This window comes from Dietzia sp. DQ11-44 (assembly GCF_014145205.1).
GTDB classification, from domain to species: Bacteria; Actinomycetota; Actinomycetes; order Mycobacteriales; family Mycobacteriaceae; genus Dietzia; species Dietzia natronolimnaea.
Genome location: NZ_JAALEC010000300.1, coordinates 1 through 10589, shown reverse-complemented (window position 1 = coordinate 10589; position 10589 = coordinate 1). Strand labels below are relative to the sequence as shown.

General features: G+C 71.1%; 8 protein-coding genes, 1 tRNA gene and 1 pseudogene. 8 read left to right on the top strand and 2 right to left on the bottom strand.

The features are described from left to right. Both G6018_RS08370 and G6018_RS08365 read left to right on the top strand, forming a co-directional pair. Positions 1-686: pseudogene (locus G6018_RS08370) on the top strand (chromosome partitioning protein); the annotation flags it as partial. A 74-nt stretch (positions 687-760) separates the two neighbouring features. Then, complete coding sequence (locus G6018_RS08365) at positions 761-1240, top strand: MarR family winged helix-turn-helix transcriptional regulator (protein ID WP_241731074.1); 480 nt, start codon at positions 761-763, stop codon at positions 1238-1240. A 79-nt stretch (positions 1241-1319) separates the two neighbouring features. Here G6018_RS08365 and G6018_RS08360 read toward each other — a convergent pair. Further along, a tRNA-Arg gene (locus G6018_RS08360) sits at positions 1320-1395 on the bottom strand. 190 nt (positions 1396-1585) lie between these two features. Here G6018_RS08360 and argS point away from each other — a divergent pair. Genes argS through thrB form a run of 5 tightly spaced genes read left to right on the top strand, consistent with a single transcriptional unit; the run spans position 1586 to position 8040 of the window. Further along, on the top strand, positions 1586-3238 hold the full coding sequence (gene argS / locus G6018_RS08355) for an arginine--tRNA ligase (protein ID WP_182639369.1): 1653 nt from the start codon (positions 1586-1588) through the stop codon (positions 3236-3238). After that, complete coding sequence (gene lysA, locus G6018_RS08350) at positions 3235-4653, top strand: diaminopimelate decarboxylase (RefSeq protein WP_179525564.1); 1419 nt, start codon at positions 3235-3237, stop codon at positions 4651-4653. Before argS ends, lysA begins: the two co-directional genes overlap by 4 nt. Continuing rightward, positions 4650-6002, top strand: coding sequence for a homoserine dehydrogenase (locus G6018_RS08345; RefSeq protein ID WP_179525563.1), 1353 nt, complete (start codon positions 4650-4652; stop codon positions 6000-6002). The genes lysA and G6018_RS08345 overlap by 4 nt, the downstream gene beginning before the upstream one ends. Continuing rightward, positions 5999-7081, top strand: coding sequence for a threonine synthase (gene thrC, locus G6018_RS08340; protein WP_179525562.1), 1083 nt, complete (start codon positions 5999-6001; stop codon positions 7079-7081). Before G6018_RS08345 ends, thrC begins: the two co-directional genes overlap by 4 nt. Then, positions 7078-8040, top strand: a complete 963-nt coding sequence (gene thrB, locus G6018_RS08335) for a homoserine kinase (RefSeq protein ID WP_179525561.1) — start codon at positions 7078-7080, stop codon at positions 8038-8040. The genes thrC and thrB overlap by 4 nt, the downstream gene beginning before the upstream one ends. 48 nt (positions 8041-8088) lie before the next feature. Here the strand turns inward: thrB and G6018_RS08330 are convergent, their stop codons facing one another. After that, positions 8089-9759, bottom strand: a complete 1671-nt coding sequence (locus G6018_RS08330) for an AMP-binding protein (RefSeq protein WP_179525560.1) — start codon at positions 9757-9759, stop codon at positions 8089-8091. 471 nt (positions 9760-10230) lie between these two features. On the opposite strand from G6018_RS08330, the gene G6018_RS08325 reads away from it, so the two are divergent. After that, positions 10231-10589: Rho termination factor N-terminal domain-containing protein (locus G6018_RS08325; protein WP_182639368.1), on the top strand; the 359-nt coding region annotated here is incomplete at its 3' end.

The following is a 10589-nucleotide window of genomic DNA, read 5'->3' as shown; positions in this document are numbered from 1 at the left end:
CCCGACTGGACGAGACGCTCGCCGACGCGCCGCCGGAACTCCTCGAGAACGCGCGGGCCTCGCTGGCCGCCCTCGTCGCCGAGGAGAGGGAGTGCGCGTCGGCGGTGGCCACAGCGCTCGGTCGGGTGAACGCGATCGGAGACCAGGGACGGCTCGGGGACGTCGCGGTGGCGGAACGTGAGGTCGAGGCCGCGCAGAGGGAGAACTCCGCCCTGTGGCGGCGGGCACGCGCGGCGGACCTGCTCTACCGGACCCTCGAACAACGACGGTCCGAGGCTCTCCGGGCCTACCAGGAGCCGTTCCACCGGGCGGTGGTCGAACTCGGGCGACTGGTCTACGGGCGCGAGTTCGACGTGCGACTGGGGGAGGACCTCACCATTCTCAGCCGGAGGATCGGGGAGGTCTCCGTCGACTACGACTCCCTGTCCGGCGGGGCCAGGGAACAGCTGGCCGTGATCGTCAGAATCGCCTGCGCCAGACTCGTGGGGGACAACGGTGTCCCGGTGTTCCTCGACGACACCATGGGGTACACCGATCCCTCCCGTCGCCTCACGATGGGTGCGGTCATCGCCGCCGCGGCCTCCACGTCACAGGTCATCGTCCTCACCTGCGACCGTTCACGCTTCGCGGGTGTCGGCAGCGCGCGCACCCACGTCATGCGCAGGTCGGGATCGGCCCGCGACTGAGGGCGGTCCGGCCGGTCCGCGGCGGGCCGGTGGCTGGAGGACGCAGCGGCGGGTCGCCGTGCTGTAATAGCCCCATGAGCGAGACACGCTGGTTGAGCGATGAAGAACAGTGCATGTGGCGCCGGTACCGGGAAGTCAATCAGTTGCTCGACCTCGCGATCGAACGCCAGCTCCAGCGCGACGCGTCGATGTCCCAGTCCGACTACTCGGTGCTGGTCAGCCTGAGCGAGGCGGACGGTCGGGGCCTGCGCGCCCGTGATCTGGGGGCGGCTCTCGGCTGGGACCGCAGCCGTGTGTCGCATCAGGTCAGGCGGATGGAGGCCCGGGGACTCGTCGCCAAGGGGGAGTGCGCGGAAGACGGCCGGGGCACCATCGTCACCCTCACCGCAGAGGGCGCCGAGGCGATCGCCCGGGTGGCCCCCATGCACGTGGAGAAGGTCCGCGAGCTTCTGGTCGACGTCCTCACCCCGGAGGAGGTCGGCACACTGACCGAGATCTTCGAGCGGGTGGTCACCCGCATCGGCGAGGTCGACGGGATCACCCTGCCGAGCTGATCGGGTCCGGGGTCGCGCCGGAGAGTACGAACGGAAATGACAGCGGGGCCCGGGCTGAGAAGCCCGGGCCCCGCTGTCGTGGTGCCCCCGAAGGGAATCGAACCCCTGACCTTTGGTACCGGAAACCAACGCTCTATCCCCTGAGCTACGAGGGCGGGATACCGGCCTTTCCGGGCCGGAGGCCGATCGCCGGGCGACTACTTCGAACCGCCCTGCTGAACAGCGAGACCGATCGTAGCACCGGGGCGGGATCGTGACCGCATCGGGCCCGCCCGCGTCGCGAGGGCGGGCGGACGCCGGTGTCCGATTCCGCTGCCGACGTGCCGACACCTAGGATAGGAAGACGTGACTCCCGCCGACCTCGCCGCCGTCATCCGCGCCGCTCTCATCACCGTTCTCACCGAGCGTGGAGCCGACATCTCGGTGGTGCCGGACACGGTGACGGTCGAACGCCCGCGCAACCCGGAACACGGCGACTACGCCACCAACATCGCGTTGCAGTTGGCCAAGAAGGTCGGAGCCTCTCCGCGGGATCTGGCGCAGGAGATCGCCACCGCGCTCGCCGCCGATCCCGGTGTGGCGTCGGCGGACATCGCCGGCCCCGGATTCCTCAACATCCGCCTCGACTCCGGTGCCCAGGGGTCGCTCGTGGCCTCCGTCATCGAGCAGGGCGAGGCGTACGGCACCGGGGACGCGATGGCCGGTCGTCGGGTGAACCTCGAGTTCGTCTCCGCCAACCCGACCGGCCCCATCCACCTGGGAGGCACCCGCTGGGCGGCGGTCGGCGACGCCCTCGGGCGCGTGCTCGAGGCATCCGGTGCGCAGGTGACCCGGGAGTACTACTTCAACGACCACGGTGCCCAGATCGATCGGTTCAGCAGGTCGCTGGCCGCCGCGGCCCGCGGCGAGGCGACTCCGGAGGACGGGTACGCGGGAGCGTATATCGACGACATCGCCGCCCGGGTCGTCGCGGAGCACCCGGACGTCCTCGAACTGCCGGAGGCCGAGGGGCTCGAGACGTTCCGCGCCACGGGCGTCGATCTGATGTTCACCCACATCAAGGCGTCGCTCGCGGAGTTCGGCACTGTCTTCGACGTCTACACCCATGAGAACTCGATGTTCACCTCCGGCGCCGTCGACCGGGCGATCGAGGTGCTCAAGGGCAACGGCAACCTGTACGAGTCCGAGGGCGCCTGGTGGCTGCGCTCCACGGACTTCGGGGACGACAAGGACCGTGTGGTCCTCAAGTCCGACGGCAACGCGGCCTACATCGCCGGTGACATCGCCTACTTCCTGGACAAGCGGGACCGCGGTTTCGACCTGTGCATCTACATGCTCGGTGCCGACCATCACGGGTACATCGCCCGTCTCAAGGCCGCGGCGGCGGCACTGGGGGACGACCCCGCGGCGATCGAGGTCCTCATCGGGCAGATGGTCAGCCTCGTGCGGGACGGCGTCCCGGTCAAGATGAGCAAGCGCGCCGGCACCGTCATCACGCTCGACGACCTGGTGGACGCGATCGGGGTGGACGCCGCTCGGTATGCGCTCATCCGCTCATCGGTGGACCAGACCATGGACATCGATCTGCAGTTGTGGACGTCGGCGACCAACGACAACCCGGTCTTCTACGTCCAGTACGCGCACGCCCGCCTGTGTTCCCTCGCCCGGAACGCCGCCGACCTGGGGGTCACCACCGACGCCGCCGACCTCGCGCTCCTGGTCGAGGACCGGGAGGGCGCGCTCATCCGGACCATCGGTGAGTTCCCCCGGGTCGTGGCGAGCGCGGCCGAACTGCGCGAACCGCACCGGGTCGCCAGGTATCTCGAGGAACTCGCGGGCGCCTATCACCGCTTCTACGACACGTGTCGCGTCCTGCCGATGGGTGACGAGGAGGCGGGGCCGCTCCACGCCGCCCGGCTCGCGCTCAGCACGGCGACCCGACAGACGCTGGCGAACGGACTGCGGCTGATCGGCGTCACCGCCCCGGAGAAGATGTGAGCGCGCACCCGGCCGGGTCCCGGCACGAGTTCCCGCACGCGCCCGGGATCGGCGAGCGTCCCACCGACGCGGGCGGGGTGATGGCCCTGGATCCGGCGGTCTGGCCGCGCGGTGCGGGTCGTCGCGGGGACGGGGTGGTGGAGTTCGCCGGGGTCGCGGCGGATGAGCTGGCGGCCGAGTTCGGCACCCCGTTGTTCGTCATCGACGAGGATGACTTCCGCTCGCGCTGCCGCGAGATGGCGGAGGCCTTCGGGGGCGCCGACCGGGTCCACTACGCGTCCAAGGCGTTCCTGTGTACCGAGGTGGCGCGCTGGGTGGCGGAGGAGGGGTTGAGCCTGGACGTCGCCTCCGGTGGCGAGCTCGCGGTGGCCCTTCGTGCGGGGTTCCCGACGGACCGGATCACCGTGCACGGCAACAACAAGTCCGCCGACGAACTCAGGCTCGCCGTGCGCAGCGGGGTCGGGCACGTCGTCCTCGACTCGATGTCCGAGATCGCCCTGCTCGACCGCATCGCCGCCGAGGAGGGCGTGGTCCAGGACGTCTTCATCCGGGTGACGGTGGGCGTGGAGGCGCACACCCACGAGTTCATCGCCACCGCCCACGAGGACCAGAAGTTCGGGTTCTCCCTCGCTGGCGGTGCGGCGATGGCGGCCGTCCGCGGGGTGTTCGAGGCACCGCACATCCGGCTCACCGGCCTGCACAGCCACATCGGGTCCCAGATCTTCGACGTCGACGGCTTCGAACTCGCCGCGCGCCGCGTGATCGGCCTCCTGCGCGACATCGTCGACGAGTTCGGTGTCGAGCGCACGGCCCAGCTCGATCACCTGGACCTGGGTGGCGGACTGGGCATCAGCTACGTCGCCTCCGACGACCCGCCCCCGGTCGCCCAGCTGGCCGCCGCGCTGACGGAGATCGTCGACGGCTTCTCACGGGACGTCGGCCTCGCGCCCCCCACGCTGGTCGTCGAACCCGGACGGGCGATCGCCGGACCCGGCACCGTCACCCTCTACGAGGTGGGCGTGGTCAAGGACGTCGAGCTCGCGGGTGGGGAGAGCCGCCGCTACATCAGTGTCGACGGCGGGATGAGCGACAACATCCGGACGGCGTTGTACGACGCCGTGTACGACGCCCGGCTGGTGGGCCGCGCCTCGTCGGCGGAACCCGTCGTGGCGAGGCTCGTGGGCAAGCACTGCGAGAGCGGTGACGTGGTGGTGCGTGACCTGTGGATGCCGGAGGACGTCGGTGCGGGTGACCTGGTGGCCGTCGCGGCGACCGGGGCCTACTGCTACTCGATGTCGAGCCGGTACAACCTGATCGGGCGGCCCGCGGTGGTCGCGGTCCGCGACGGACGGGCACGCCTGGTGCTCCGACGTGAAACCCTGGACGATCTGACGAGCTTGGAGGTGGGACAGTGAGCGACGCAACGGCGTCAGGCGTGCGACCCGTGGGAGTGGCGGTGCTCGGAATGGGCACCGTCGGCACCGAGGTCATCCGCTACATGACGGAGAACGCGGAGGCTCTCGCCTCCCGCATCGGGGCCCCGTTGGCCCTGCGGGGTGTCGCCGTGCGCGACCTGACCCGCGATCGCGGGGTGGACCCGGAGCTCCTGACCGCGGACCCGGCCTCGCTCGTCTCCCGGGACGACGTCGACGTCGTCGTCGAACTGATGGGCGGCATCGACGTGCCGCGTCCCCTCCTCCTCGAGGCGCTCCGTCACGGCAAGGCCGTGGTCACCGCGAACAAGGCGCTGCTGGCCGAGTACACCGACGAACTGGCGGAGGCCGCGGACTCGACCCGCACCGACCTGTACTTCGAGGCGGCCGTGGCCGGCGCGATCCCGGTGATCGGACCGCTGCGTCGCTCGATGGCCGGCGACCAGGTCGAGCGTGTCCTCGGGATCGTCAACGGCACCACCAACTACATCCTCTCCGCGATGGGGGCCACGGGCGCCGATTACGCGGAGACCCTCGCGGAGGCCTCCCGGCTGGGGTACGCGGAGGCCGATCCCACGGCGGATGTCGAGGGGTACGACGCGGCGGCCAAGGCCGCGATCCTGGCCTCGATCGCATTCCACAGCCGGGTGACGGCGGGCGACGTCTACCGGGAGGGGATCTCCAGGATCTCGCCCGACGACTTCGCCTCCGCCCGCGACATGGACTGCACCATCAAGCTGCTCGCGATCTGCGAGAAGCTGCGGCGGGAGGACGGCAGCGAGGCCGTCTCGGCGCGCGTGTACCCCGCGTTGTTGCCCAACAGCCATCCGCTCGCCACCGTCAACGGCGCCTTCAACGCCGTCGTGGTGGAGGCGGAGGCGGCCGGCCGTCTCATGTTCTACGGGCAGGGTGCGGGAGGTTCCCCGACCGCCTCCGCCGTGCTCGGGGACATGGTCGCGGCGGCCCGCAACAAGGTGGACTCGGGTCGCGCACCCGGCGAGTCGACCTACGCGGCCCTCCCCGTGGCCTCGATGGACGAGGTCTCCACGCGGTACCACGTGCGGATGCGTGTGGCCGACAAGCCCGGGGTGCTGGCGCTGGTCGCCGCCGAGTTCTCCCGCCACGGGGTGTCCATCGCCCAGGTGCGGCAGACCGAGGTCGAGTTCCCGGAGTCGGAGCTCGACGATTCCGAGCCCACCGCGGAGCTCACCGTCCTGACCCACCGCGCCTCGGAGCGCGCGCTCGCCGACACGGTCGCCGCGCTCTCCGACCAGGACGCGGTCTCGGTCATCACCAGCGTCATCCGACTCGAGGGAGTGGACACCGAATGAGCAGCACCCATCAGCCCGTGCACCACCGCTGGCCCGGCCTCATCGAGGCCTACCGCGACCGGCTCCCGATCGGGGACGCCTGGGAGCCGGTGACGCTCTTCGAGGGCGGGACCCCGCTCCTCCCGGCGCCCTACCTCTCAGGGGTCACGGGGTGCGAGGTCTACCTCAAGGTGGAGGGCCTTAACCCGACGGGCTCGTTCAAGGACCGCGGCATGACCATGGCCGTCACCGACGCCAGGGCGAGGGGCCAGAAGGCCGTCCTGTGTGCCTCGACCGGGAACACCTCCGCCTCGGCCGCCGCGTATGCGACCCGCGCCGGGATGGGCTGCGCGGTTCTCATCCCGCAGGGCAAGATCGCGGCGGGGAAGCTGGCGCAGGCGGTCATGCACGGGGCGACGATCATCCAGGTGGACGGCAACTTCGACGACTGCCTGGAGCTGGCCCGTAAGACCACCGCCACGTACGCGGAGATCGGTCTGGTCAACTCGGTCAACCCGGTGCGGATCGAGGGCCAGAAGACCGCCGCGTTCGAGATCGTCGACGTGCTCGGACGCGCACCCGATCTGCACTTCCTCCCGGTGGGCAACGCGGGCAACATCACCGCGTACTGGAAGGGCTACAGCGAGTACCACGCGGACGGCATCGTCTCGACCCGCCCGCGGATGATGGGCGTGCAGGCCGCGGGCGCGGCGCCCCTCGTGGACGGGGCGCCGGTCAAGAACCCGGAGACCATCGCCACCGCCATCCGCATCGGCGCGCCGGCGTCCTGGGACGGCGCCGTCGCCGCCCGTGACCAGTCCGGTGGCACGTTCCGCAAGCGCACGGACGAGCAGATCCTCGAGGCGTACCGCACCGTTGCGGGCAAGGACGGCGTGTACGTGGAGCCGGCCTCCGCGGCGTCGGTCGCGGGACTGCTCGACGCGCACGCCAACGGGGAACTCGAGCCCGGTCAGACGATCGTCTGCACCGTCACCGGCAACGGGCTCAAGGACCCGGACACCGCCCTCCTGGGCATGCCCGAGGTGGAGGCCATCCCGGTGGATCCGACCGCCGTCGCCGGCGCTCTCGGGTTGGAATGAGCGACGTGACCGGTACCGGCCCCGAGGTCTTCGGCAGCTCCGGGGGACGTATCCTGCCGGTCGGTCGCTCGGTCACCGTCGAGGTGCCCGCGTCCAGCGCCAACCTCGGGCCGGGTTTCGACGCCCTGGGCGTGGCGCTGGGCCTGTACGACACCATCACGGTGACCACCATCGGCTCGGGGCTCGAGCTCGAGGTCTCGGGCGAGGGGGCCGGTCAGGTCCCCGCCGACGCCTCCCACCTGGTCGCGAAGGCGGTGGAGGCGGGACTGCGGGCCGGCGGCACGGGCGCCCCTGGGGTCAGGATCGCCTGTACCAACGCGATACCGCACTCCCGGGGTCTCGGGTCCTCCGCGTCCGCCGCGGTGGGGGGACTGGTCGCGGCGAACGGTCTCATGGGCGGCGTGTTGACCGACGAGCACCTGGTACAGCTCGCGAGCGAGTTCGAGGGGCATCCCGACAACGCGGCGGCGAGCGTGCTCGGCGGGGTCGTGGTCTCGTGGACCGAGCGATCGGCGACCGCCGTGACCTACCGCGCGGTGCGCATGGACGTCGATCCGACGATCGTCGCCACCGTGCTGGTGCCGGCCGAGACCTCGTCGACGGCGCAGACCCGGGGCTTGCTCCCGGAGATGGTCCCCCACGAGGACGCGGCCTTCAACGCCAGTCGGGCCGCACTGATGTCGGTGGCCCTGGCCTCGCACCCGGAGTTCCTCCTGGCCGCGACCGAGGACAGGCTCCACCAGTCCTACCGGGCCCCGGCGCTCGTCGGCACCACCGAGTGGGTCGGCCGGCTCCGGGACCGTGGACTCGCCGCGACGGTCTCCGGGGCGGGCCCCACCGTCCTGGTGCTGGGGACCTCCGCGCTGCCCGCGGACCTGCGCGGGGACGCCGAGGCGCAGGGATGGCAGGTCCTGGATCTCCGGATCGCGGAGGGCGCCCGGGTTCTCGTCGGGGAGTGAGGACGTCCGCTCGCACGACGGGGGTTCACGGCCGGGCCGTGACCCCGGTCAGGTGGTGGAGCCCGGTGAGATGGTCGTGACCTGATAGGCCCCGTCGGCGTGGAGGGCACGGATCGCCCGCTTGTCGTACTTTCCGACCGACGTGCGGGGGATGTCGTCGACGAACGCCCAGTGGTCCGGTCGCTTCCACAGTTCCACATGGCCCTCCAGCGACTCCCAGAGCGCCCGCGCGGTGGCGGACGCGCCGGGTTTGAGGTGGACCAGGACCATGGGGCGGTTGCCCCAGCGTTCGTCCGGTACGCCGATCACCGCGGCATCGGCCACCCGCTCGTCCCGCAGGACGGCGTGCTCGAGTTCCACCGAGGAGATCAGCTCGCCCCCCGAGGCGATGATGTCGTCCACCCGGTCGACCACGTCGAGGTAGCCCCTGGGGGAGATGGTCGCCATGTCCCCGGTGCGCAGCCAACCGTCGACGAACCGGTCGGTCGCGTCGTCGCCGAGATAGCGTGCGGTGACCCAGGGTCCTCTGATCTGTAGCTCGCCGACCGACCACCCGTCGTTCGGCAGGACACGCCCGGCTTCGACGATCCGGGCCTCGACCCCGGCGGGGAACCTGCCCTGCCCGAGGATCTGTGCCCGGCGGTGGGTCGCGGACGAATGGGGGTCGGCCCGGGCGAACGTGGCGATCGGGCTCGACTCGGTCAGGCCGTAGGCCTGCATGATGGTGACCCCGTGTCGCGTGACGAACGCGTCGAACAGCGCTTCCGGCACCGGCGAGCCGCCGACCAGGACCTCGCCCAGGTGGCCGAGCGGCTGGGGGTTGGTCTCCAGCCGGCGGAGGAGGCGCTGCAGGGAGGCCGGCGTGGTCGCGACCTTGTTGGGTCTGAACGTGGCGAGCAGATCGGCCAGGTCGCGGCCGGAGTGCATGGCCTGACCCGGTCGCGGCCGGGCGGTGATGATGCTCGCCCCGGTCATGAACGCCGCGTAGGGCAGGCCCCAGGACAGGACGTGGTACATCGGCACGGTCGTCAGGACGGTGTCCCCGCTGCGGAGCGCCGCGCTCTCGGCCATGCACATCTGCATCGAGTGCAGCCAGATCGAGCGGTGGGTGAACGCCACCGCCTTGGACAGGCCGGTCGTGCCGGAGGTGTAGGCCAGCGCCGCCGCGGCGCGTTCGTCCAGCTCGGGCCACTGATAGGTGGTCGGCCGTCCGTCGAGGAGGGCCTCCAGGGCGTGGAGTTCCACCTCGTGACCGTCCCCGGACAGGTCGGTGGTGTCCCCGGCGACCCGGGCGTCGAAGACGACGAGGTGGCGCACGTGCTCCAGGTCGGCGACCACCTCGAGTGCGAGAGAGAGCAGTTCGGGATCCACCAACACGACGGAGACGTCGTTGTCGCGGAGCGCCGCGAGGAGGAAGGACCGGGACCTAAGGACGTTGACCGACAGCGCGACGGCTCCCATCGACGGGATCGCGAACAGCGACTCGACGACCTCGGTGCGGCTGCCGGACAGAACGGCCACGACGTCACCCTCGCCCACGCCGAGATCGGTGAGGGCGTGGGCCAGGGCCGCGGCCCTGGCGGCGATCACGTCGAACCGAAGGGTCCGGGGCTCCATGTCCCCGACGAAACCGGTGACCGTGGAGCCGGAGTGGCGCTCTGCGGCGTGGTCGAGGATCCGGGACACGAGCAACGGGGTGTCGAGCATCGTTCCGAACATCAGACCTCCTTCCGCGCGGCCGCAGTGGGCTGTAGGTTACCGCCCGTCGACCGGGATGCGGACACGCCCGTGGGACTCGCGAGGGGGACGCGTGTGGAGACCGACTGCGGGTAGTATGCTTGCCGAAGCCACGGACGCCCGGTCGTCCCCGCATCCCGAGACATCTCCAGTTCACCGTCCGCCTCGGCGGACGGCAGCTCGTGAGTAGGTCACGGTGGGAGCGGCCGAACGGCGAGTGGTCAACTGGGATTGTCGTGCCCGTGAGTGGGTCTCGTCCGTAGTCGACGGTCAACATGACGTCGGCGCGGTGGGCGTCACCTCGTGTACATCCCCCTCAGACGAATCCGTGTCCGGCCAGTTCGCCGCCACGGAAGGCCTCAGCGGCCACCCGGGACGCCCGTCCGCGTCCCGGACAGTTGCTCGGTGCGAAGCGGTGGACACCGCCTCGGCCCGGGCCCAGAAAGGACACCCGTGACCTCGACGGAAACCCACTCCACGCCTCCGCAGGGTGCCGCACTGGCAGCCATGCGACTGGCGGACCTCAAGTCCCTGGCGCAGCAGATGGGCCTCAAGGGCCTGTCAGGCAAGCGCAAGGGCGATCTGGTGGCGATGATCGACTCCGCCCGCGGCGGGAAGTCCCAGGCTCCCGCCCAGTCCGCGCCGGCCGCGACCGCGGAGAGTGCCCCCCGGTCCGACGCGCAGAAGCCGCCGAGTGGCCAGCAGCCCGCGCGCGAACCCAGGAAGGCGGACGAGGGTTCGACTCGGGGTGGCGGTGAGGCGCCCGCCGAGAGCCGGGGCCGCGGGGACGGGCAGGACCAGGGCGAACGGAA